The organism is Synechococcus sp. W55.1, assembly GCF_047461655.1.
Lineage (GTDB): Bacteria > Cyanobacteriota > Cyanobacteriia > Thermostichales > Thermostichaceae > Thermostichus.
In genome coordinates this window covers 71,127-92,785 of the sequence record NZ_JANSHN010000011.1, presented here as the reverse complement: position 1 = coordinate 92,785, position 21,659 = coordinate 71,127, and the positions used below count along the sequence as shown (strand labels likewise).

The following is a 21,659-nucleotide window of genomic DNA, read 5'->3' as shown; positions in this document are numbered from 1 at the left end:
TTCCCCAATGCTGATAGATGCTGCCTATGGGGTGATCCCCATCCTGCCCCGCCCGCCCGCCCAGGAAGCTCCCGGACCCGGCTCTTCGCATTTGTATCTGCTCATCCAGCACCAGAAGGGGCATTGGGCTTTCCCAAAAGGGCACAAGGATAGCTCCGAAAGCGACCTGGAGGCGGCACAGCGAGAATTGCGTGAGGAAACCGGCTTGACCGACTACCAGCTCCTAACCCTGCCCGGCCAGCCTGACCCTCTGACGCTGCAGGAAGCCTACACCTTTACGGATCCCGAGGGGAACCGAGTGGCCAAAACCGTTACCTACTACGTGGCCTTGTTGCCGCCCCAATTTCCTCCTCCGGCCCTGCAGGTGCAACCGGAGGAGGTGGCCGCCTACCGCTGGTGCTCCTACCCCGAAGCCTTGGAGCAGATCAGCTTTGAAGAAAGTCGGCAACTGCTGCGCCGCTGCCAAGCCCACCTGGAGCAGCTTTGGAAATTGGAGAAGACCTAAGTTCCGTATTTTTACGGAAGAGGTTTATCGGGGTTACCTTTATCTTGTCTTGCAGGCTTTCCGTGGGAAGTTCCCGAGTAAGAAAGCCAGCAGACAATCTGAGGGCTAGCCTTCACCTTTAGAGATTGGCTGATGAGCAATAGTCATCGATCTCCCCAGGAGGAGAGTTTTTCTGAATACGGATTGAACGCTGAAACTGCCTTTGAGTTCGTGCAGCCTTGGCCGTCTTGTTGGGCTTGGCTCATCTAAAGATCTCGTCTGGGTCAGGGCTGGGCTTGAACTGTATTCTGGAAAGCATTTTTTCACCGGCTTGTGGGGTAGCTAAGACTTCAGTCGTGTCATCAACCTCAGCGCAGGAAATTGTCCGAGCACGTCCTCTCGACCCATGAACCGTCCCCCCGTCTGTACAGAAGTCTCGGCCCATCTGCTGAACGCAGAGGTCAGCTTCACAGGAGTTGTTCGGTATTTCAGTGCCTTGGACAAAGGGGAGGGGCTGGGCACTTGGTCATTGGTGTTTCACCAAGGTCGCCTGGGGTTTGCTCACCACAGCTTGGAGCCCTTGGAGCGCTTGGATCGCCACCTGCGTCGGCTCAGCCATCAAGTCTTTTCTCTGACTCGCCAAAATTGCCTACGCATCCATCGGCAGGTGGAGGCGCTATTGGCTCAGGAGACTGGGCCTCTACCTGCAGACCTTCTGGGGCTGAGTTGGATGGTAACGGAGCAACTGCTGCCTTGGGAAGCTGCGCGCAGGTTGAATGCTTGGATCGGCGAGGAGGTGCTGCAAAATCTGTTGCTGGTTCCAGGGGGCTTTCAGCAGGAGATCATCCCACTGGACAACGTGCCCACCCTGGGCCAGTGGGATGGGGGATCCCTGCTCGACCTGATCCAAAAGCGGCTACGGGCATGGCAATCTTTGGGGCCTGAGATCACCTCCCCCTACCAACGGCCCTACTTTGCCAGCCGGGCCCAGGCAGAACGCCTTCCCGCCGAGCAACAGGAACGGCTAGGCCGGTTACTGAAGGGGTTTAGCTTCCGCCAGTTGAGCGCCCTTCTCGATCAAGACGACCTCCAGATCGCTCGCCGCCTACATCCTCTGGTCAAAGCCGGTATCCTTGTCCTGCGGGATCCCCAGCCCCCCTTTGATCGGCTGCCCAAAACCTACTCGGCCAAGCTTGAGACAGAATCACAGCCCTCAGAAACTCCCACCGTCCCTCTTCACCTGGCCAACGGGCTTGCAGATCTAGGCCCATCTCCCCAAGCCTCGAAAACCTGGATTGTGGCCTGTATTGACGACAGCGAAGCCATGCTCAGCGAGTTGCAGCGGTTGTTGGAAGGGCACAACCTGGTCATTCACACCATCAGCGACTCTTTGAAAGCCCTGATGAAGCTGACCACCCTCAAGCCAGATTTGATCCTGCTGGACGTGGGTATGCCCAACGTGGATGGCTACCAATTGTGCAGCCTCATCCGCAAATCCTCCGTGTTAAAGGATGTGCCGGTGGTGATGGTCACAGGCCACAAAGGTCTGATCGATCGGGTGAAGGCGCGCCTGGCCGGTGCCACCGATTACCTGACCAAGCCCTTTCGGCAGGAAGAATTGCTGCAGATGGTGTTTCGCTATCTCAGCTAGGGATCCCTCTAAAGGTTCGTCGAAAAAGAGATAAGGAGATGTCGATCATGGTGAAAGTTCTTGTGGTGGAAGATGTGGCCTCGGAGCGACAGCTCATCAGCGATTACCTCCGCTCAGAAGGCTATCAGGTGGTAGCGGTGGCCAACGCCCAAGAGGCATTGCAGCAGATCCGCAACGACAAACCCGATGTGGTGCTGACGGACTTGGTCATGGAAGGCATGAGCGGGCTGGAATTGTGCCGCCAAATCAAGAAAAACCCGGAAACCCAAAAGTTGCCCGTTGTGGCCTGTACTTCTAAAAATCAAGAGCTGGACAAACTCTGGGGCATGAAGCAAGGGATCGATCTTTATCTGACCAAGCCTTTTACCCGCGAAGACATTTTGCGGGCCGTGAAATCAGTAGTGCTCAGCCCGAGCTCATGATTTTTGCCACTCCTGTCCTTGCTGAGCTGCGCCTCCAGTTAGGATCCCTGTGATTATCACGAATTGTTCTTAGGAGATGTCTTAGAATTGGCAGAGCGAGAACGGCAATGGCGGTAGCTTTCTCCCCACACAGCCCTACTTCTACCCGTACCGGCGAGCTGTACTTACATCTACAGTTGGGGGTAGACTGTCGGGCCCTTTTGCCCATGGCATTTGCCCAGGAAGCTCTAATTGTTGGCCCGCACCACTTTACCCTTCTCCCCAACCAGCCCGCATGGGTGCTGGGCTTGTTCAACTATCGCAATCGCATTCTCTGGGGACTGGATCTGCCGCAATTTCTCGGCCTAGAGCCCTTGGACTTTGGGCAGCCCGAACACCACTTGGTGGTGATGCGCCCAGAATTTGGGGGCTCTGCATCGCCAGTGCGAACAGGCTTGGGCCTGGCAACCCAACACGTGAAAGGAGTAGCTCGAGTGCCCGCCGAGGAGATCCAACCCTTAACAAAAGCCCAGGCAGCACAAAACAACTTTCGACTGGAGAACTTCTACGACTCTTGCAAAGGGCTGGTGTTGGAAGGGGATGAGCCTCTCTGGGTGCTCGACCCTCTTGCCATTGTCCAAAAGCTCAACTCAGTTGATTCCTCGGCAAACCCTTGATCTTGGCGACCTTTTCCCCGACTTACCCTCACTTAAAGGCAAAATTCTATGGTTTCCTTCCGTCCCCTCTTTCTCAGGCCTGCTCCATCTTCCCGGCCCCAACGCAAAGTCGCGGGATCCCGCCTGGCCCTGGCAATCAGTTTTCCTCTGGGCATCAGCTCCCTGCTGTTTGCCGTCTCTGCCGGCAGCGTAGCCCGCACCTATTTCGAGTTCGAGCCGGCGATCTCGCGGCAGTTCACCCTGCAAAACCTGAGCGATCAGGTGATCTATTTGGATGAAGTCTTGACCATGTCTGCCCGCATGGCCGCTGCCAGCGGGGATCTGTCCTGGGAAGAGCGCTACAACATCCATGTCCCTCAGTTGGATGAGGTGCTGGCGGAGATTCAGCAATTGGATCCCGCCTCTTACGAAGCCTATGCAGCCAAAACCACAGCAGCCAACATCAAGCTGGTGGAGTGGGAAGTGCAGGCTTTTGATCTGATTCGGGCCGGCGAGCAGGAACGGGCTTTCAACTTGCTGCACAGCCCTGAGTACGAAGAGCAAAAGCGCATCTACGCCGAAGGGATCAACCAAACCCTGGAGGCCATTCGCAGCAACATTCAGGCCAGCGTCCAGCTTTACGAGCAAGAGCTGCTGCAGGCTTTGATCTTTTCCGGCATCAGCTTCCCGATTCTGCTGCTGAGCTGGGGGATCATTTTGATCCTGGTGCGCAACTTTGTGCGGGAACGCAACGCCACCTACGAGCGACAAGTTTCCGACACCCGACTGGCCCAGCGGTTTGCCGATATTGCCCGGATTCGCCAAGAGCAAGAGCTGATCGATCCCCTAACTGACTTGTTGGGCGAGATGCGCCAGCGCTTCGGTGCCGAACGAGTGGCCTTCTATCGCTTGACCGCTCCCGAAGAGGCGCAGGTTATCGCTGAATCTCACGACAGCCGCCTGCCCGACACCTTGGGCACCCTCCTCCGCAGGATCCCGGCTCCGATCCAGCAGGCTCTCCACGGCGGGCAAGTTTACGCTTTTGGCCCGGTGCCTAGGCCAGATCTGGGCGCCGACTACCTGCAGAGGCTGGCCACAGCCCAACTGAAAGCCGAGATGATAGCGCCGGTGGTGCGTGGCGATGAGCTTTACGGTTTTTTGGCAATAGGCCGCGCCCAAAGCCAGAGCTGGTCTGACGAAGAACAGAAAACCTTGGCAGAGCTGGCCAACCGCCTGGGTCAAGCTTTGGGTAACCTGGGGGCGCTGGAGCAAAAAGCCGTGGCCGCCCAGGAACGGGAGCGGTCGGAAGCGCTGCAAAGAGAGCTGCTGCAGCTTATCAGCGAGGTCACAGAAGCCTCGCGGGGGGATCTCACGGTGCGGGCGCAGCTAACAGCCGGACAAGTTGGCATCATGGCGGACTTTTTCAACGTCATTATCGAGAGCTTGCGCGACATCGTGATTCAAGTGCAGCAGGCCGCCGGTCAAGTCAACCAATCCATTGGTCGTGACGAGGCAGCCATTCGCGAGTTGGCCGAAGCCGCTCTCCGACAGGCCACCCAAATCGAAGAGACCTTGCGCTCTGTCGAGCAAATGACGCTCTCAATCGAGGAGGTAGCCGATAAAGCCCAACAGGCCGCCACCGTTGCCGAATCTGCCGCCGCCACGGCCATCAACAGCAGCTTGACTATGGATCGCACAGTGCAAAACATCCTGCAACTGCGGGAAACGGTGGCCGAAACGGCCAAGAAGGTGAAGCGGCTGGGGGAATCTTCCCAGCAGATTTCCAAGGTGGTGTCCTTGATCAACCAGATTGCGCTGAAAACCAACCTCTTGGCGGTGAACGCCAGTATCGAGGCAGCCCGTGCCGGCGAAGAAGGGCGAGGTTTTGCGGTGGTCGCCGAGGAAGTCGGGGCACTGGCGGCCCAGTCGGCAGAAGCCACCCGCGAGATCGAGCGCATTGTGGAAGGGATCCAACGGGAAACCGGCGAGGTGGTACAGGCGATGGAAACCAGCACCGGCCAGGTGGTGGAGGGAACCCGCTTGGTGGAAGCAGCCAAGCAGAGCCTGGGACAAATTGTGGAAGTCTCGCGGCAGGTGAACCAGCTCTTTCAGGCCATTGCCCGCTCCACCGATGCCCAGGCAGATGCATCTCAAACGGTGCGCCAGTTGATGCAGCAAATCGCCAACATTGCCGCCCAGACGGCGGCAGCCTCGCAGCAGGTGGCCAACTCTCTCCAGGCTACGGTGGCGGTTGCCCGTCAGTTGCAGACTTCTGTGTCCACCTTCAAGGTGGGGGAGGCGGTTTAGCATGGGGCCGAATCCCACTTCCCTCGACCCACGCGAGTGGCAGGTTAGGCTGCAGTTTTTGGACGAAGCCCAGGCTTACCTCGACACCCTGGAGGCAGGGGTGTTGGGCCTGGGATCCCAGAGTTTGGATCGCCCCCGTTTGGATCGCTTGCTGCGGGCTGCTCATTCCATCAAGGGCGGGGCGGCCATGATGGGCTTTCCGGTGCTTAGCGACTTGGCCCATCGCCTGGAAGATGGTTTCAAGATCTTGCAGGTGGATCCCCAAAAAGCCGACCCCGCAGTGGAGCGCAACCTCTTGGCGGCGTTGGATTGCATGCGCCAAATAGCCCAGCAGCACCGCCAGCAGCGGCTTTTGGACGAATCTTGGCTGGCAGAGCGGGTGCAGCCTCTTTTCGATCAATTGCGAGAGCAGTTGGGAGAGTTGCAGCCTGAGGACAACGTCCAAGTCCTGGCAGCAGAGGCCGGGGGCGATATGCGGGTGCTGCTGTTTGCAACCGAGGTGGAGGCCTGTCTGCAGCGGTTGGAAGGTGTGCTGGCCCACCCCGAGCAGCCCTGTTTGCGGGAGGAGTTTCTCATTGCTGCCCAAGAGCTGGGGGCGCTGGGGGAAATGTTGGATCTGCCTGCCTTTGCCACCCTGTGCGGCTCAGTAGTCCAAGCTCTGGAGACGCTGGCGCCAAATGCCAAGGAGCAGGTGTTGCCCGTTGCTCAGGCGGCTTTACAAGCTTGGCGACGCTCGCAGGCCCTGGTGCTGGTCGGTCAGGTCGCTCTTCTCCCCAGCTCCTGGGATCCGGCAGAGCCTCCAGTTTCCCCCCCGCCAGAAGCCCCTCCCCCTGCAATGGCAGGAGCCACCGAGCTGCCGGATTCGATTCCAGCCGGGGCCAAAAGCGCTGCCGAGATGCTACGGGTGCCGGCTCGCCCTCTGGAACAGTTGGGGGAGCTGTTGGGAGAGCTCATAGGGGAGCGCAACCGCTTAAACAGTCGCCTGCAACGGCTGCGGGAGCTGGTCAGCTTGTTCAAACGGCGGGTTCGCACTCTAGAAGAAACCAACAGCCGCCTGCGCAGCAGCTACGACCGCGTCGCTGCCACCGTGCCTGCTTCTGTGCTCTTGAAAAAAGAAGGGGATCCCGGCCTGACCTTGGCCGATACCTTTGACCTCTTGGAGATGGATCGCTATGGAGAGATGCACCTGCTGACCCAAGAGGTGATGGAAACCGTTGTGCAAATTGATGAGGTAACCCACGATATCGACACCACCCTGCAGGAGACCGAAGGCAGCGCCCGCCAGCTCAGCCGCCTCTCCAGGCAAATGCAAACCCGTCTCGACCAGGTGCGCATGCAGCCTCTATCGGATTTGACGGATCGCTTCCCCAGAGCGCTGCGGGAGCTGAGCTTAGCCCATGGCAAGCCCGTGGAGCTGCGGGTCTTGGGGGGATCCACCCTAATCGAGCGCTCGATTTTGGAGGCCTTGGCGGATCCCTTGTTGCACTTGGTGCGCAACGCCTTTGACCACGGCATCGAGGCTCCAGACACCCGCCTGGCCCAGGGCAAGCCGGCCAAGGGCCTCATCGAAATTGCCGCCAGCCAACGGGGCAACCGCACTCTGATCACGGTGCGAGACGATGGGGCAGGGATCTGTCTGGATAAAATCCGGGCCCGCGCCTTGCAGATAGGGTTTTCCGCTGCCGACCTGGCTGAGGCCAGCTCCCAGGAGCTGCTGGAGTTGATCTTCCAGCCGGGCTTCAGCACCGCCGAGCGAGTCAGCGAGCTATCTGGACGGGGAGTGGGTCTAGACGTGGTACGCACCAACCTGCAACGAATTGGCGGCCAGGTGCAGGTGGAATCTTGGCCGGGACGGGGCACGCTGTTTACCCTCACTCTGCCCGTTTCTTTGAGCGTCACCCGCGTGCTGCTGACAGAATGCCAGGGGTTGATGTTGGCTTTTCCGGCCAACGCAGTGGAAGAATTGCTTATCCCCCCGCAGTTGCCTGCCGATTCCTTTCTCTGGGAAGGGGAGCAGATCCCTTTAATTCCTGTGGGCCACTGGTTTCGCTTCGCGCGCTGGCAGCCTCGCCGGGAAATTGACGAGACCCCCCTTCTCGACCGACCTGTGGTGCTGCTGGTGGTAGAAGACAACCGGCCCTATGGCCTGTTGGTGGATCGCTTTTGGCGGGAGCAAGAGGTAACTCTGCGCCCGGTGGAGGGAGGTCTGCCTCTGCCGTCGGGATTCTCCGGCTGTACGGTTTTGGCCGATGGGCGAATCGCTCTTTTCGTGGATCCGCCTGCCCTCTTGAGCTGGCTGCTCGCCCAGCGGGATCAGCCCTGTCAGTCGGCAAGGGATCCCCTTCCCCAGCCCAGGTTTGCCGCCCAGCCCACCCTGCTGGTGGTGGAAGATTCGGTCAACGTGCGCCGCTTCTTGGCCATGACCCTAGAAAGAGCAGGGTTCCGGGTTGAACAGGCTCGCGACGGACAAGAGGCCCTCGAGCACTTGCAGAGAGGAATTCCCATCCGAGCGGTGATTACCGACATTGAAATGCCGCGGCTGGATGGCTTTGGCTTGCTGGCCCAGATTCGTGCCCACCCCCTGTATGACCAGCTTCCCGTGGTCATGCTCACCTCCCGCAGTGGCGAGAAACACCGCCAACTGGCCCAGCGGCTGGGAGCCAGCGCCTACCTCTCCAAGCCCTTCCAGGAACAGGAGCTGATCCAAAAGCTGCGGCAACTGCTGCAACCAGCCTCTTCGGCACCTTCCACCGGCGTTTTGATGGCGAGGTAGTCCATGCCCCTGCTTTCCCCTCTGCGCCTGCGTCGTCTGGCTCGGCAAGAACAACTGAGAAACCGGCAGACCTTGATTACTTTCCAACTGGGCTCCTACTGCTTCGGCCTCCCTGTTGATCGGGCGCGGCGAGTTTTTAGCTGGGCAGAGTTTCAGCTTGCTCAGGAGGGCGGCCCCCAGCTTTTGGATACCGGTCGTTTGTTGCTGGGCCGAGGGATCCCTTTTCAACCGGAAGGGGTTATTCTGTTGCAGCCAGGCAGTTCTGAGGACGGATTGTCCGACCAGATCGACAACCCAGAAACAGGGGCTCTGCCCATTCCCACTCAGCCCCTCCTGCGCCGTCTGCCCTCTTCCCAGTTGCAGCCTCTCCCCAGCCGCTATGCAGCTCAGGCCCGCCAAAGGGGTATTGTGCAGTGGATCCCGCCAGTTGAAGGTCAGCTCCCCCTGTTGGTGTTCGACCCTCATCTCTGGCCTGTCTGTTCTTGAGCGGGGAGAGGGGGCAGTTGCAGTTCTGGATTCTCCACGCGGGTTAGCTCCCAGCGGAAGTGCTCCCCACCCCGTCGCTGCCAATTCAATCGGAAGGGTTGCTCCAAGGCGTTCACCTGATCCCGCGTCAGGTTGGCTAAGGGGCCGCCGGATCCCTCGATCACAAACCAGAGAGTGGCCTGTCCTTGGCGACTGGGATCCCCTGGGCCGAGCTGCACCTGCAGCGCTTGGGGTTGGAGGCGCAAGCGAAAAAATTGCCCGAAGATCTCGCGGCTGTAGGCCAGCGCCCGCTGCTTATCCAGGCCCCAACCATCGCTATAGGCCTCAGAGACCAGCATCTCCACCTGATCCCAGTTGCGCTGCTCCACCGCCCGCAGCAATCTCTCCGTGTGGACGCGGATTTGTCGCTCAGGCCGCCCGTATTGCCAAAAGGCTCCCACCCCGATAGCCAAGACGACGGATCCCACCACCCCCCAGCGCAGCCAGGGGGGAAGGGGTGAAGGGGGAGAAGAGACAGAAGCAGACAAGGGATCCCTCTTGGGCAGTAGGGGGATTGCTCCCTCTAGCCTACGGGATCTACATGTGAGAAGATCAAAGCCTGACCCCGAAATCTGTGCAGCCTCTGCCGGTCACAGCACGCTCCCGAAATTTAGCCAACCGGTCATGACCAAGTCCAACGACCGCCTACTGCTGGAGTTTGAGCAGCCTGTCGCCGCCCTAGAACAACGGATTCAGGAAATTCGGGCCTTGGCAGAAGAAAACGACATCGATGCCTCTGAGCAAATTCGCCAATTGGAAGCCAAAGCCGAAGAGCTGCGCCGTGAGATCTTCAGCCAGCTCACGCCGGTAGAACGGCTCCAGGTGGCCCGTCACCCCCGCCGCCCCACCACCCTGGATTACGTACAGACCATCTGCGACGACTGGTTTGAGCTGCACGGGGATCGCCACGGCCAAGACGATCCGGCCATTGTGGGCGGGTTGGCCAAGCTGGGGGAGCAGCCGGTGATGATCCTCGGCCACCAAAAGGGCCGCGACACCAAAGACAACATCCACCGCAACTTTGGGATGCCCAATCCTGCCGGCTACCGCAAAGCCCTGCGGCTGATGGAACATGCCCACCGCTTCGGCCTGCCCCTGCTCACCTTCATCGACACGCCGGGGGCTTACCCAGGCGTCAAGGCGGAAGCTGAGGGCCAAGGAGAGGCCATTGCCACCAACTTACAAACCCTCTTTCGGCTGGAGATCCCCATCATCTGCACCGTCATCGGCGAAGGGGGATCCGGAGGAGCATTGGCCATTGGCATTGGCAACCGCATCTTGATGTTTGAGCACGCCGTCTACTCCGTGATCTCGCCGGAAGGCTGCGCGGCTATTCTCTGGAAAGACGCCAAAAAAGCTCCGCAAGCGGCGGCAGCCCTGCGCATTACCGCCCAAGACCTGCTGCAACTGGAGGTGATCGACGAGATCCTGCCGGAGCCGGTCGGCGGCGCCCACCGCGCGCCCTTGGAAGCTGCTCAAACCCTCAAAGAGGCTCTTCTCAGGCATCTCAAGGAACTTTCTAGCCTGAGCGGGCGAGAATTGCGCGAGGAGCGCTACCAAAAGTTTCGCCGCATGGGAGCGTTTCTGGAGCTTTCTGAATAGACTTATGCATCCCTGATTTATAGTCGTTTCAGATTAGGGTGAGACACCTGGGCCATTGATCGCGCCAGCGGGACGGAGTCCTTGAAAAGCCTTTTGGCCCCCTGCATTATTGCTCTGCAACGCCGATGCGACCAACATTTTAGGCGTGGGTGCAGTGTCCTGGTTTGAACTGAAATGACTATATTTGGGGTTTAATTTGGGGTTTATTCGAGGGGAGAGGCCCTTTAGGAGCTGCTCTGGGATGAACTTCCGAAAGCACTCCGCGCCCTCAACCTGACCAAGAGGGGGCTAACTCCTACCAGGTTACCCGATCCCGCAGTTGCTCAATCCGGGCTGGGCCAATGCCATTGACCCGTTGCAGATCCTCCAAAGAGGAGAAGGGGCGGGCCTCGATAATGCGCTGCGCCAGGGCGGGGCCAATGCCGGGCAACTGTTCCAGCTCCGCCGCCGTGGCCGTATTCAGGTTAACGCGAGGGGATCCCCCAGGAGACGCCACCGGAAAAGCAACCGACGGGGAAGGGGATCCCGCCTCAGGAGGAAGAACGACCTCGACTTCCAGCAGCTCCGGCTCCGGTTCAGGCAAGGAAGCGGCAACGGGGACGGGGTTGGGGCAGCGACGGGACGCCTCTTCTGCCTGCTGTTGCAAGCGGCGGCTGGGGCCAAAACGGGCCTCGGCCATCAGCCGGTCGAACTCCCGCACAAAGTGATCCACCACTCGGCCATTGCGGATGATCAGGAAGTTTTCGTCGTTGAGGTGGTTGGCCGAGACCGACCAGTTGTGGGATCCGGTGATCACCGTGGCCTGAGGAGTGCCGGGATCGATGATGGCAAACTTATGGTGCAGCTTATCGCCGGGGGCGAGGTTGGGTATGCCTACAGACTGGGCCGGCAGCGTCCAGGGCAGGCGCGCCGCCTCCACCTGGCACTTTTCGTCGGGGAGCAACAGCCCCCACATCTCCAGGGTGCGGCTGTAGTCTCGGAAGGCAAAACCGGGGTCGAACACCCCGCGGATTTCTACGTTGCGCTCCTGGCGCAGTTGCCTGAGCTGGTTGGCAATGCCCGGATCCGTAAAGACGAACAGAGCCAGATCCACCTGTTGCCGGGCTTGGGCCAGGGTGGCGGCAATAATGCCGTTGGAGGTGGCTTCGTAGGGCAGGGAGCGACTGGCAGGAGAAAAGTGAACCCCCACAATGGCATCGCCAAGGTACACCGTTTCCAGGGGACGCTTGAGCTTTTGCACGCCGAAGCGGCTATCGGTCAAGCCACCGGGGCCATCGCCCCACATGAGATCGAATTCCTCGGTGTAGAGGCGGGCCAGCTCCGGGCTATCCAGCAGCAGCAGATGGTTGGCATTGCCGACACTGCCAGGCGCATCAAAGTCCCCGTGAATATCAGAGAGGGTGAAATTGGCCGAGCCGGTCAAGACTTTCTGCCCGTCGATCACCACAAATTTGTGGTGCATCAGGCCACTGCCCTTGGAACCATCGGCGGTATCGTCCAGCCAGGGCACCTGGCCTCCATCCAGCAAGGCGTACACATCCCGCGTGGCGACCTCCTCAGCCGAAAACCGTCCATCGCGGTTCACATCCACCAGGTTGCGGTACTCCTCGAACTTGCGACGGCTGCGCTCGTCCAGCGCCCGCACTTCGGCAGGGGTGAGCTGGTGCCAGGCTCGCACGTAGGTGTTTTCAGTAATAAAACGCACAGGGATCCCCGCCTGCCGCCGCTCCACCAGAGCCTGGGCAATCAGGGGTAGGTTCAGCTCCTGCACGGCAATATCCACCGACTGCCGAGCGGAGCGAATCTGGGAAATGATGAACTCTTCCAGGTTGTAGCCATAGCGGCGGATCTGGCGATAGGGATCCCGATAGGTGCTCTCCCGGCTTTGGTTGAACTCCACCCGAATGCGGGGGTGCTGCAGCAGAGGGGCAAGGGTGGGCAGCTCCTGCTCTTGGGGGTAGGGTCTGGGCCGAGGGCCGACCCAGTAGCCGATCAAGACCAGAACGAGAAGCAGAGCAACCCAGGGCAGCCAGCGGCGGAGTTGCCGCAACCACGACGGGATCCCGTTCATGGCCTTTCTCCTCTCCAGCAATCACACCCCCAGGATACTGAACTTTATCGCAGCCACTTCTACGCGAAGGCGATCCCTGCTCTGCTCTACAGCTAACCGTGCGAGAGCGGCTGCTACCCCTAAGATGATGACAAATGTTTTAGAGTATTAACTTTTGTTATGAACTACAAAGCCCTCACCCTTGGGCTGACGGCGGCTGCTTGCTTAGCCTTGGTAGGCTGTGCCAGTTCCAGCAGCGATACGGCCATTGCCCCGCCGACGCCTACCCCAACTCTCTCTCCCAGCCCTACGCCGCTGCCCAACCTCGTCGCCGTTGCCGCCGCCAACCCCGACTTCAGTACCTTGGTGACGGCCCTGCAGGCAGCGGGCTTGGTGGGGACTTTGCAGCGGGAAGGTCCCTTCACGGTATTCGCTCCCACCAATGCTGCTTTTGCCGCTTTGCCCCCTGGCACGGTGGAATCTTTGCTGCGACCTGAGAACCGGGCAGAGCTGGTGCGCATTCTCACTTACCACGTGGTTCCTGGCTTGGCTCCTTCCAGTGCCCTCAGATCCGGCCAGCAGGTAACGACTTTGCAGGGATCCCCCGTCACCGTCACGCTTCTTGAGGGCGGACGGATTCGCATCAACAACGCCAACGTGATCGCCGCGGATATTCAAGCTTCCAACGGCATCATCCACGTCATCGACACCGTCTTGATCCCGCCTCGCTAGGGGTTTCGGGCATCATAGGATAAAGTCAAGTTCGGCGGTTGACCGAGGAGGCCCGGCGTGGAAAGGCCGAAGTGGGTAGCCATTGTTACAGGAATCCTGGCCATTACTCTGGGGGTGGGCTACTTGCTGCTGGTGCAGCTATTGGACTATCGCGGCGGCCAATTTTTGCCGGCACCACTGGATCCGCCAGGGATTCTGGGAGAGGGACTTAGGCTTTTGTTGGGGATCCCTGGCTCATTTGGCCGGTTGAGCTGAGGGTGTTTTTGACTCCCCGCTCCCTTCTCTGGTCTCTTGCTCAGCTACTTCTCAGCAAAGCTCTCGACAAAAAAGCTCTCGACAAAACTGTATGCTCAGCTACAGCAAGCCCTATGCTGGAGAAGCGACTCGGATGGCTCAGCAATTTTGGGTTGCTTGATTTGAAGATTTGGGCAGGCTGTGGGTTGGGATGGTGTTGTCGCGCTCCACTTGGGTGTGGTTATGGGCAGGGCTGGGTTTGGCGGCCCTGAGCCAATATCTGCAGTGGGTTGGCGGGATCTACAGCTTCGTGGCTCCCCACTCCGAGCCTCTTGCGGATCTGGTGGTGGGCGCCATCCTTGGGGGGACAGCAGCAGCAGGTCTGGCAGCGCGCCATTGGTGGCAGCAGGCTCGCCGACGGCAAAGTGCTCCAAGTCAGCGGACACAACCGCTGCGGCGGGTTAAGTTAACGCGGAATCAGGTGCAAGCCGATCTGGAAGATGCCGATCGCCTGATCCAGAAGTTGCAGAATGACATCAGTCGCCGTGCCCTGCGCGCCAAGCTACAAGAGATCGATCAGCGGCTCAGCCAGGAGGAATTGCATCTGGTGGTGTTCGGCACCAGTTCTGCCGGCAAGACCTCGTTGATCAATGCCTTGATGGGCCGACCGGTGGGCGAAACGGCCCCCACCCTGGGCACCACCCGTCAGGGATCCATTCACACCTACCAATTGGAGGGCTTGAACAGCCCCATTTCCCTCACCGACACACCTGGGCTGCTGACGATTGGAGGGGCAGGGGAAGCGGAAGCCCGCGCCTTAGCCCAGAAAGCCGATCTGCTGATCTTGGTGGTGGCCGGGGATCTGCTGGCTTCGGAATATGCCGAAATGCTGGAGCTGGCCCGGCTGGGCAAATCCACCATCCTGGCCCTCAACAAAACCGATCAGATGCTGCCGGAGGATGTGGAGACCATCTTGACCCATTTGCGCCGGCGCACTGCCGGTGTGATCCCCGCCGAACAGGTGGTGGCCATCGCCGCCGATCCAGAACCCCTGAAGGTTCGCTACTACTCCGAAGATGGCTCTGTGCGGGAAACTTGGGAGCCGCAGCCCCCCGATACGGAGGCCCTCATCCAACAGATGGCTCAACTGCTGCAGCAGAAGGGATCCCACCTGCGCTTGGCCAATGCTCTGTTGCAAACCCGAACCTTGACCGAAGCTGCCCAACAGGCCCTACAGGAGGAGCGCTGCCAGCAGGGTCGTCAGATCGTGGAACGGATGCAGTGGGCCACCGCTGCTGCCCTGGCGGCAACCCCTCTTCCTGCTTTGGATGTGCTGGCAGGAGTGGCCATTCAGGCACGCATGATCGGGGAACTGCACCAGGTGTTTGACCGACGCATTACCTTACGCCGGGCCCAGCAAATTGCCCAGAGTTTGGCGCAAATGGTGGTGCAACTGGGGGGGCTGGAGCTGGCCACTCAGGCTTTGGGCTCTCTGCTCAAGGCCAGCCCCTTGATGGTGATGGGGATCCCCCTGCAGGCAGTGACGGGGGCCTATCTGACACGGGTGGCGGGGCTCAGTTACCTAGAGTGGCTGTCCTCTGGGGATCCCTGGCAAGAGGAAATCCTGCAAGAGCGGATTAGGCAGCAGCTCCAAAACCGTCATCCTCTGGCTTTTCTCACCCAACTGGCCCGCCAAGCCCATTCCAATAGCTAGTCGAAGCATCCATCTTTTCGCCGCCGCAGGCCCAACCTATCCCGTTCTCCGCCCGCCGCAGAAAATCCATTACACTGAGTACAGCTTTTTCTAACTTAACTTTGTAGAAGTTCTGTAGATTAGCAGGCTCCAGGTCACACAAGAGAGAACATTTGTACCAGCCATACTCAGTGTTGCCGGAAAAAGTTGCACAATTTGTTAATCACAAGTCAAGCCCAGTCCATCATTTTGTAGTCTGCTGCCCTAAACTGGCTCCGTTTGCGCCTTATGTCTTCCATCAACCCGACCTTGCCCATTCAGTGGATCGACGCGGATTCGGGAGAGGTGGTGGAGGAATGTCCTTGGCAGAGTAGTCCCCATCCGGGCACCTACGTCCAACTGGCAGAGCAGCACTACCTGGTTCTGGAAAAGCGTCATTCCTACCGGCTCCGGCAAGGCAAATACCACCTGTGTGGGATCCGCGCCCTGGTGCGTTCGGTCACCCCACCTCAGGAAGTGGGAAGGTTCCTGGGGGATCCCTCCTGTCGGTTTAATGCTCACTCGCCCTTGCTGCGTTGTGCCGTCAACCCCAGCGGGCCCTGTCAGGGCTGCCCCCACTACGAGTCGGCCCCGCGTTGCTAGCCCTCCAGCTCCAGAGCCAACACCTGGGTCAGCGCACGGTTGGTCTTTTCGCGAAACTCGGCCACGCTCACCCGCCCCAGCAAATACACGGCCAGCAACATCACCGCTGCCTCCACCCCAAAGACGGTGGCATAGGCAAGCACTGAAGAAGTGGGGAAGAGAATGCGCCCCAGATCGAGCAAAGCCCCGCCGAGCAAGGTGGAAACCGCCTGGGACATGGCCTGGGCCAGACCCCAAGCCCCGATAAAGGTGCCTGCCGTCTCCGCTGCCGTCAAGTCCAACATGAGGCTAATGGCGCCATTGGTGGTGATCCCAGAAGCCAAACCAAACAGGATCATGCACAGTTGCAACAGCCGTGAATTGCCTGTAAACCCTGATGCAATGGTCAGCCCAAAAGAGATGGCCACCAGCAGACAGCCCAGACGGGCCGTTGTCTGTTTGCCCAGCTTGGGCACAATGAAAAATCCGGTCAGCACAATCCCTGCCAAAATGCCCAAACTCCAAAAGGCATTGAGTTGGGTGCTCTGGGCCACCGTCATGCCAAACACCTCGCCGCCATAGGGTTCTAGGATCGGCTGTTGGATAAACAGGCCCATGGTCATCAACACCAAGAAGCCGAAAAAGATCAGGGTTTGGCGGCTGGCGGTCAGCACCTTGATGGCCGTACCCAGGGTGATTTGGTCTTCTCGTCCGGCCAAGGTGGAACGGGATCCGTAGCGGGAATAGCGCTTTTCCACCCCCCAGGTGGCAACCACCCCCAGCAGGATCACCACGGCTGGAATGATGATGAAGAGGCGATTAATGGTGCTCTGCAGGTTGTCCGGATCCAAGCCCCGCAGCAGAACTGCCGAGCCAATGGCCCCGCCGGCAATCCCCACCATCAACATAGACCAGACGATCCCCACCAACTTAGAGCGGTTGTCCTCGTCTGACACATCCACCAGCAGAGCCGCAAAAGGTGTGGAGCAGGCGCTGAGGCAGAGACCATAAAGGGCAAACATCAAACAGGCCAAGCCTATCCAGCCATAGGTGGCTCCAGACCAGCCCGTAGCCGCAAAGCTATCCCCCAAACCCCACACCACCTGCACCCCCAGGAAGATGCAGACCGCAAACAGCACCGATCCCAGACGCACATAGCCGGTGCGATGCAGGCCAAACAGGGGCTTGGCATCCGAGAGCTGCCCAAACCAAACCCGAGCCGGGGAGACCAACTGGTGCATGGCCAGGGATCCCCCCACCACTGTTGCCGGGATGGCCAGCAGATCCGTGTCGATCATGACGCGGTTCAGCACTCCCAGAGTGAGCAGCGACATCATTCCCAAGCCCATTTGAAACAGGCCCAGGCGGAACATGACATGCAGCGGCAAAGACTGAACCTGCACCTGAGGCTCTGGAGAAGCTGGAGTTACAGAAGCCACAGAAGCGTTGACCTCGGGATCCCGGCGAATACTGGCCATGATCTGGAATATTTCGAAAGGGTGCTACAGCTTTTTATCGTAGCCCAGGCAGCCTGGGATCCCGGCAAAAGCATGGGGTTGCCAAAAGTGAAACCGCCACGTCCTCTCCCCTTTTGGGAGCTATTGTCAGGGTATAGTCCCCCAATTTCCAATCCTCAGGAATATTGCTATGCGCGCCCCCATCCCCTGGCTGCTGAGTTCACTGAGCTGGGTGGGCATTTCCCTGGCCGGAGCAGCCCTCGTCCCTACACTGATGGTGTCCACCTCGCAGGCAACCCCTATGGATTTTCCGCTCCACCAGTCCCTTTCTTCCCCCACTCCTTCAGAGTGGGCGGAATACTTGGCCTACAGGCAGGTCATCGACCGGACGATCTCCATGACCTGGGATCCGCAAGCGCGAGCCTTGGCAAAGCAGTATGGGCTGGATATCGTCAACATCACCTGGGAAGATACCGGACGCCACAAGGGATCTGCCCTTGGCCCCAACATCAGCGACATGACCATCCAGGTACAACAGCTCAACCCCAGAACGGGTCACTACGAGCTGAGCTTGATGCCGGTGATCCGCTACCCCAACTTTGCCGATCTGTCTGCCGACCTGCCCCTCGACAGCCTACAGGTGCTGGTGGGCAACGAAAAAGGAAAACCCCTGCAACCCGTGTCGCTGCGAGAGCTGCTGGGGAATCTGCGCCGCTACTTGCACGATCCTGGCTCCTGGGCCGGCAACCGCAACTCTCTGCTGGCTCCACGGGATAGCCATGTGTTGGTGAGCGCCCAAGCTGCCTTTTTGCCTATCCCTGCCGGGGGCTCTGCCCAATTCAACCCGGTGTTGTTCAACTACCAATCCTATCCCGGTAACCCAGCCGTGCTGGCAATCTTGGCCACCCGCGAGGGCACCAGCATTACGGTGATCGAGAACCGCACCGAAGATAGGGTGGGCGGGGCTATTTGGGGCCAGCGCCTTTTCTTCAATCAAAACGGTGAACGGGCCAGCCTCACCGGGCAGCGCCTCAGCGATTTTCGGGCCGAGCAAGCCGCCAACCCAACCCCCAGAGATCCCCATTCGGCGGAAGTAGCAGAAGAAGCCCTGAACCTGGTGATGGTGATCCAAGTACCTCTCCAGCAGCGGCAGCCGCCGCGAAGGGAAGTTGAGGATATCTCTGTCAATTTCGGACCCGCAGCCGGCCTGGCCGGCCTCAGCAATGTAGAAGCCGCTGTCATCGGACATGGAGAGGTAGAGGGCCCCTTCACCGAGATCAACAACCTGGACATCGAGCGGGATCCTCGCTTTCCCATTCGGGTCACGATCCAGTTCTACAAAGCCACCGACAATGGCGTGGTCTCCGCCGAGGACATGGCCCAAATCCACCATCAAATTGCCCGCGTCTACCGAGAGGCCGACTATGTGGGCAGCTTGGTGATTCAGGGGGATACAGGCCGACCTACGGAGTACGACCGCGACGCAGAGACAGAGCGCCCCTTTCCCTTTCCTTGGTTTCCTTGGTGGCCGCGACGCTAGGGCCTGCTGCGCATTTTTCCCACAACCTGCCGCCAGGTGGCAACATCTTCTCGCGCCTGGGTTTCTCCACTACACTGACTACTGACCTGACGCCAAGGGGAATGGGTGTCGGCCCGATATCCTCGGCAAGGTCAGGGTCTGCAGAGACAGTTGCCAAGGTCTCATTTCTTGAGGCCATGGTGCTTGTCTGTGCCAGCTCTTGCCCAAGGCAGTGGGGAGTTTTTCCTGCAACACTATGGCTGACGCAGTTCCCGTTCGGCGCTACGACCTGTTTGTGCAGGCTTCCCGGCTGCTGCAGCGCTACCGGCAGTTGACGCCGGAACTGCGTCCAGTAGGGTTGGAGGTGGCCCTGGCCATCCAGTATCACCGCGCTCAGGCCGGATCGGGATCCCTGCTGCCTTGGGTGGGATCCCCCCGCGGATTACCCTTGCAGCAAGTGGCCCAGCGCATTTGCGACCCGTTTTACAGCAAAACCCATCCTCTTTTGCCGACCCTACCCGAAACCGGCGAGCCTTTGGTGTGGCCTCTGTTCAACCAGGGGGAAAACGGTTTGATCCGGCCCCTGGCCCCGAGCAAAGTGGGCGGGAAACTGGCGGAACGGCGCTGGCTCAAAGCCTGCAACAGCCAGGAAGGGATCGGCTGTCATGCCTTGGCGGCCCACTTGTGGCAAGACGAGCGCTTTTTGGCCGAAGACCGGGATCTCTGTCCTTTCCGCCTTTATGATGGGCGCTACCCCTTGAGCGTGGATCAAGGGCGACAGACTTGCGGCTTTGACGATCACCCCTGTGGCTGGCAGCCGGGACACCCCAAAATGTTGCAGGTGGTGGGCAAAGGCAAACAGGCCGAGATCCTGCTCCCCCACTGGACGGATGACATGTGGGCGATGCTTATTCCCTCCCATCGTCCGCTGCCGATTTACCCGCTCTTGGTGATGCTTTACTTTGGCCAGGAAACTTTGCAAAAGGGGCGGAGCAGCCTCTCCATCGAGCAATTTCGTCTGGATTTTCAGTTTAGCCAGTCTCAACTGCACCTGTTGTTCGACACCCACCCTGAGCACCCCTTGAATCGACACCTGCTTACCTGGGCTCAGCAGCCAGAGGTGGAGTGGGGATCCACAGAACTCTTGCCCCAGATGCCGCCCCTCCTGCATCAACCTGCTGGGGGCAAGGTGGTTTTGGATCCCGATGAGCCGCCCCAGTTCCGCAGCAGTGGGATCCCTCACAGCGCCGGGACAGACCCGCTGATGGCAGAACGCCGCCGTCGACGTCAGTTGGAGCGCAGCGAGCGCCACAACGAGATCTTGCACCAGTTTCGCCGCTGGTTCCGCCTGGCAGGATTGGAAGTCCGGGAGGATCAGCATACCTTTGACTTTTTGGCCGTGGCGGACGGGCATCTGCTTTTGGCCGAAGTGAAGCTCCTGCACCACAAGGATGCGGCAGAGGCTTTGCAGGAAGTGGTGGGACAGTTGCTCTACTATGAGCGCTTTGCCCTCGGCCCTTGGATCGAGCAGGGCTTTTCCGTTCAGAAGGCCGCCGTTTTCGATGGGCCACCGCCAGATCCCTATGTGCGATTTCTAGAAGACCTGGGCATTGCCACCTACTGGATCAACGAGCAGCAGATGATCGATGGGCCAGAAAACTCTTTACGCCTGCTGCGCCAGATGGGGGTGCGGGTACGACCGGATCCCGAATTGGGGGATTAGGAGAAAGGGATCCCCACCTGGGCGCAGATGTGCCCCTGTCGGTCGAACAACGTCACCCGCAAGGGCAGGGATCGGCTGGCGTATTTCTGCATATAGCCTGCGGCTCGCTCCAGGATTTGACGGGCCAACTCCTGCATCACGGGTGCTGCCCAGCCAAGGCCATCCAGATAGTGCACCGCTGCCTCTACTGTCCGCAACTCCAGCACTTGCCGTGCCTGTTCTGCCGTTCCCCCACGCCGGATCAGGGCTGCCGCCAGAATTTCCAAGCGGGCATCGGCCACGTGGCTGGAAGTGGTGAAGATCCCCCCTGCCAGCTTGATCAGCTTGCCGTGGTAGCCGATCAAATGAATGGACTCCGCCCCCCGCAGCGCCGCTTCCACCAGCAACGGCCCTATCCAATTGGCTACTCGCAGGATCTGGTCTTCCGGGATCCCTTGCCCCAGCGCCACCTGCTGCCCATGGCTGCCCACGCAAAAGATCAAATGCTTGTGCCGCTCCAACTTTTGTTGCAGCTCTTGGCGGGCTTGCTCTAAGCTCTCAACACTTGAGGAAGGCTCCACCTCCGCCCGCGTTCCCAACAGGGCCAGCCCTTCCAGCACCCCAAAAGCGGCATTGGAGGTGCGCTCCGCCAGGAGCTTTCCTTCCGGCAAAATGATGCGCACCCGCAGGCGGCAGCCCTCTGGGATCCCGGGCAAAAGATTGATCTCAAACAAACGGCGGGCATAGGCATAAATGGCCGGGCTGCCATCGGTGCGTCGCCCCAGCCCTTCCCCGGCTTCCAAGATCAAGGGGGGATCCTCGGGATCCCTCTCCTCCAACCTCACCCAAGCCCAGACCGGTGTGTCGCGGGTGAGATCCAGGTGGGGGCCGGGATCCGAGCGGGTAATGGCCAGAGCTGTTGTCTTCTCCAAGGCAGCTACCTGCTCCACTGGGATCCGGATCCAAGCCTCAAGGGACCGGGGCTCAGCCTGCACCGCAATCGCCAAGCGCCCCCCTTCCTTCTCCAAAGGGATCCCCAGAAGGTGGTGAAGAGCAGCTCTGGCCGAAGCAACGGCGAAAACCGGCAAGGTATAGCCCCGCGGTCGGGATCCCTGAACAGCATCCTGCATCTTCAGAGATTTTTGCTTGGGAAATGGGTAACCGGAAAACCAAAATCTCCGGAAAATGCACACCTCAATTGTGGCTTGTGAGAGAACCCAGGAGTTTCGGGGAACACCTCCCGGAAGCAATC

18 protein-coding genes are annotated in these 21,659 nt (G+C 59.6%); 14 read left to right on the top strand and 4 right to left on the bottom strand.

Going from position 1 to position 21,659, the window contains the following annotated elements; translation table 11 throughout:
- Nucleotides 1-7 precede the first annotated feature (7 nt).
- The 7 genes from NW816_RS07380 (at nucleotide 8) to NW816_RS07350 (ending at nucleotide 8,758) form a co-directional block, all read left to right on the top strand.
- Entirely contained in the window at nucleotides 8-505 is a 498-nt protein-coding gene (locus NW816_RS07380; RefSeq protein WP_414408738.1) for a bis(5'-nucleosyl)-tetraphosphatase, read from the top strand.
- 385 nt (nucleotides 506-890) lie between these two features.
- The gene (locus NW816_RS07375; protein ID WP_011434290.1) at nucleotides 891-2,135 is read left to right on the top strand and encodes a response regulator; all 1,245 of its coding nucleotides are present in this window, start codon (nucleotides 891-893) and stop codon (nucleotides 2,133-2,135) included.
- 47 nt (nucleotides 2,136-2,182) lie between these two features.
- Complete coding sequence (locus NW816_RS07370) at nucleotides 2,183-2,557, top strand: response regulator (protein ID WP_011434291.1); 375 nt, start codon at nucleotides 2,183-2,185, stop codon at nucleotides 2,555-2,557.
- Nucleotides 2,558-2,664: 107 nt separating this feature from the next.
- A complete protein-coding gene (locus tag NW816_RS07365; RefSeq protein ID WP_011430974.1) occupies nucleotides 2,665-3,213 on the top strand; it encodes a chemotaxis protein CheW in 549 nt (182 codons plus the stop codon).
- Nucleotides 3,214-3,261: 48 nt separating this feature from the next.
- Nucleotides 3,262-5,499 (top strand): methyl-accepting chemotaxis protein, encoded by a 2,238-nt coding sequence (locus NW816_RS07360; RefSeq protein ID WP_414408737.1) that lies wholly within the window; start codon nucleotides 3,262-3,264, stop codon nucleotides 5,497-5,499.
- A gap of 1 nt (nucleotide 5,500) precedes the next feature.
- The gene (locus tag NW816_RS07355) at nucleotides 5,501-8,272 is read left to right on the top strand and encodes a response regulator (protein ID WP_414408736.1); all 2,772 of its coding nucleotides are present in this window, start codon (nucleotides 5,501-5,503) and stop codon (nucleotides 8,270-8,272) included.
- Nucleotides 8,273-8,275: 3 nt separating this feature from the next.
- The gene (locus NW816_RS07350) at nucleotides 8,276-8,758 is read left to right on the top strand and encodes a hypothetical protein (protein WP_414408735.1); all 483 of its coding nucleotides are present in this window, start codon (nucleotides 8,276-8,278) and stop codon (nucleotides 8,756-8,758) included.
- Here the strand turns inward: NW816_RS07350 and NW816_RS07345 are convergent.
- On the bottom strand, nucleotides 8,734-9,285 hold the full coding sequence (locus tag NW816_RS07345) for a hypothetical protein (RefSeq protein ID WP_414408734.1): 552 nt from the start codon (nucleotides 9,283-9,285) through the stop codon (nucleotides 8,734-8,736). The genes NW816_RS07350 and NW816_RS07345 overlap by 25 nt on opposite strands.
- 136 nt (nucleotides 9,286-9,421) lie before the next feature.
- Between NW816_RS07345 and NW816_RS07340 the strand changes: the two genes are divergently transcribed.
- Nucleotides 9,422-10,399 carry an acetyl-CoA carboxylase carboxyltransferase subunit alpha gene (locus NW816_RS07340; RefSeq protein ID WP_414408733.1) on the top strand — a complete coding sequence of 326 codons (978 nt, stop codon included), beginning with the start codon at nucleotides 9,422-9,424 and terminating at the stop codon, nucleotides 10,397-10,399.
- A gap of 295 nt (nucleotides 10,400-10,694) precedes the next feature.
- On the opposite strand, the gene NW816_RS07335 is transcribed toward NW816_RS07340, so the two are convergent.
- Nucleotides 10,695-12,470, bottom strand: coding sequence for a phospholipase D-like domain-containing protein (locus NW816_RS07335; protein ID WP_414408732.1), 1,776 nt, complete (start codon nucleotides 12,468-12,470; stop codon nucleotides 10,695-10,697).
- Nucleotides 12,471-12,629: 159 nt separating this feature from the next.
- Between NW816_RS07335 and NW816_RS07330 the strand changes: the two genes are divergently transcribed.
- The 4 genes from NW816_RS07330 (at nucleotide 12,630) to NW816_RS07315 (ending at nucleotide 15,750) form a co-directional block, all read left to right on the top strand.
- The gene (locus NW816_RS07330) at nucleotides 12,630-13,181 is read left to right on the top strand and encodes a fasciclin domain-containing protein (RefSeq protein ID WP_011434299.1); all 552 of its coding nucleotides are present in this window, start codon (nucleotides 12,630-12,632) and stop codon (nucleotides 13,179-13,181) included.
- Between the two features lie 57 nt (nucleotides 13,182-13,238).
- Nucleotides 13,239-13,436, top strand: a complete 198-nt coding sequence (locus NW816_RS07325) for a hypothetical protein (protein WP_414356846.1) — start codon at nucleotides 13,239-13,241, stop codon at nucleotides 13,434-13,436.
- Between the two features lie 190 nt (nucleotides 13,437-13,626).
- A complete protein-coding gene (locus NW816_RS07320; RefSeq protein WP_414408731.1) occupies nucleotides 13,627-15,129 on the top strand; it encodes a DUF697 domain-containing protein in 1,503 nt (500 codons plus the stop codon).
- Nucleotides 15,130-15,396: 267 nt separating this feature from the next.
- Entirely contained in the window at nucleotides 15,397-15,750 is a 354-nt protein-coding gene (locus NW816_RS07315; protein WP_414408730.1) for a DUF6464 family protein, read from the top strand.
- Here NW816_RS07315 and NW816_RS07310 read toward each other — a convergent pair.
- Nucleotides 15,747-17,207, bottom strand: a complete 1,461-nt coding sequence (locus tag NW816_RS07310) for a BCD family MFS transporter (protein WP_414408729.1) — start codon at nucleotides 17,205-17,207, stop codon at nucleotides 15,747-15,749. The two genes, NW816_RS07315 and NW816_RS07310, sit on opposite strands and share 4 nt — an antisense overlap.
- A gap of 169 nt (nucleotides 17,208-17,376) precedes the next feature.
- On the opposite strand from NW816_RS07310, the gene NW816_RS07305 reads away from it, so the two are divergent.
- Both NW816_RS07305 and NW816_RS07300 read left to right on the top strand, forming a co-directional pair.
- The gene (locus NW816_RS07305) at nucleotides 17,377-18,726 is read left to right on the top strand and encodes a hypothetical protein (protein WP_414408728.1); all 1,350 of its coding nucleotides are present in this window, start codon (nucleotides 17,377-17,379) and stop codon (nucleotides 18,724-18,726) included.
- 235 nt (nucleotides 18,727-18,961) lie between these two features.
- Nucleotides 18,962-20,428, top strand: a complete 1,467-nt coding sequence (locus NW816_RS07300; RefSeq protein WP_414408727.1) for a hypothetical protein — start codon at nucleotides 18,962-18,964, stop codon at nucleotides 20,426-20,428.
- Here the strand turns inward: NW816_RS07300 and cbiD are convergent.
- Nucleotides 20,425-21,537: a cobalt-precorrin-5B (C(1))-methyltransferase CbiD gene (gene cbiD / locus NW816_RS07295; RefSeq protein ID WP_414408726.1), complete on the bottom strand. Its 1,113-nt coding sequence runs from the start codon at nucleotides 21,535-21,537 to the stop codon at nucleotides 20,425-20,427. The two genes, NW816_RS07300 and cbiD, sit on opposite strands and share 4 nt — an antisense overlap.
- Between the last annotated feature and the right edge of the window lie 122 nt (nucleotides 21,538-21,659).

What these genes read in the sequence shown, in the direction of transcription:
- NW816_RS07330 (WP_011434299.1), top strand. Translation starts at nt 12,630, where the DNA reads ATGAACTACAAAGCCCTCACCCTTGGGCTGACGGCGGCTGCTTGCTTA.
- NW816_RS07320 (WP_414408731.1), top strand. Translation starts at nt 13,627, where the DNA reads ATGGTGTTGTCGCGCTCCACTTGGGTGTGGTTATGGGCAGGGCTGGGT.
- NW816_RS07340 (WP_414408733.1), top strand. Translation starts at nt 9,422, where the DNA reads ATGACCAAGTCCAACGACCGCCTACTGCTGGAGTTTGAGCAGCCTGTC.
- NW816_RS07375 (WP_011434290.1), top strand. Translation starts at nt 891, where the DNA reads ATGAACCGTCCCCCCGTCTGTACAGAAGTCTCGGCCCATCTGCTGAAC.
- NW816_RS07355 (WP_414408736.1), top strand. Translation starts at nt 5,501, where the DNA reads ATGGGGCCGAATCCCACTTCCCTCGACCCACGCGAGTGGCAGGTTAGG.
- NW816_RS07300 (WP_414408727.1), top strand. Translation starts at nt 18,962, where the DNA reads ATGGCTGACGCAGTTCCCGTTCGGCGCTACGACCTGTTTGTGCAGGCT.
- NW816_RS07365 (WP_011430974.1), top strand. Translation starts at nt 2,665, where the DNA reads ATGGCGGTAGCTTTCTCCCCACACAGCCCTACTTCTACCCGTACCGGC.
- NW816_RS07380 (WP_414408738.1), top strand. Translation starts at nt 8, where the DNA reads ATGCTGATAGATGCTGCCTATGGGGTGATCCCCATCCTGCCCCGCCCG.
- NW816_RS07305 (WP_414408728.1), top strand. Translation starts at nt 17,377, where the DNA reads ATGCGCGCCCCCATCCCCTGGCTGCTGAGTTCACTGAGCTGGGTGGGC.
- cbiD (WP_414408726.1), bottom strand. Translation starts at nt 21,537, where the DNA reads ATGCAGGATGCTGTTCAGGGATCCCGACCGCGGGGCTATACCTTGCCG.
- NW816_RS07350 (WP_414408735.1), top strand. Translation starts at nt 8,276, where the DNA reads ATGCCCCTGCTTTCCCCTCTGCGCCTGCGTCGTCTGGCTCGGCAAGAA.
- NW816_RS07315 (WP_414408730.1), top strand. Translation starts at nt 15,397, where the DNA reads ATGTCTTCCATCAACCCGACCTTGCCCATTCAGTGGATCGACGCGGAT.
- NW816_RS07335 (WP_414408732.1), bottom strand. Translation starts at nt 12,470, where the DNA reads ATGAACGGGATCCCGTCGTGGTTGCGGCAACTCCGCCGCTGGCTGCCC.
- NW816_RS07310 (WP_414408729.1), bottom strand. Translation starts at nt 17,207, where the DNA reads ATGGCCAGTATTCGCCGGGATCCCGAGGTCAACGCTTCTGTGGCTTCT.
- NW816_RS07370 (WP_011434291.1), top strand. Translation starts at nt 2,183, where the DNA reads ATGGTGAAAGTTCTTGTGGTGGAAGATGTGGCCTCGGAGCGACAGCTC.
- NW816_RS07360 (WP_414408737.1), top strand. Translation starts at nt 3,262, where the DNA reads ATGGTTTCCTTCCGTCCCCTCTTTCTCAGGCCTGCTCCATCTTCCCGG.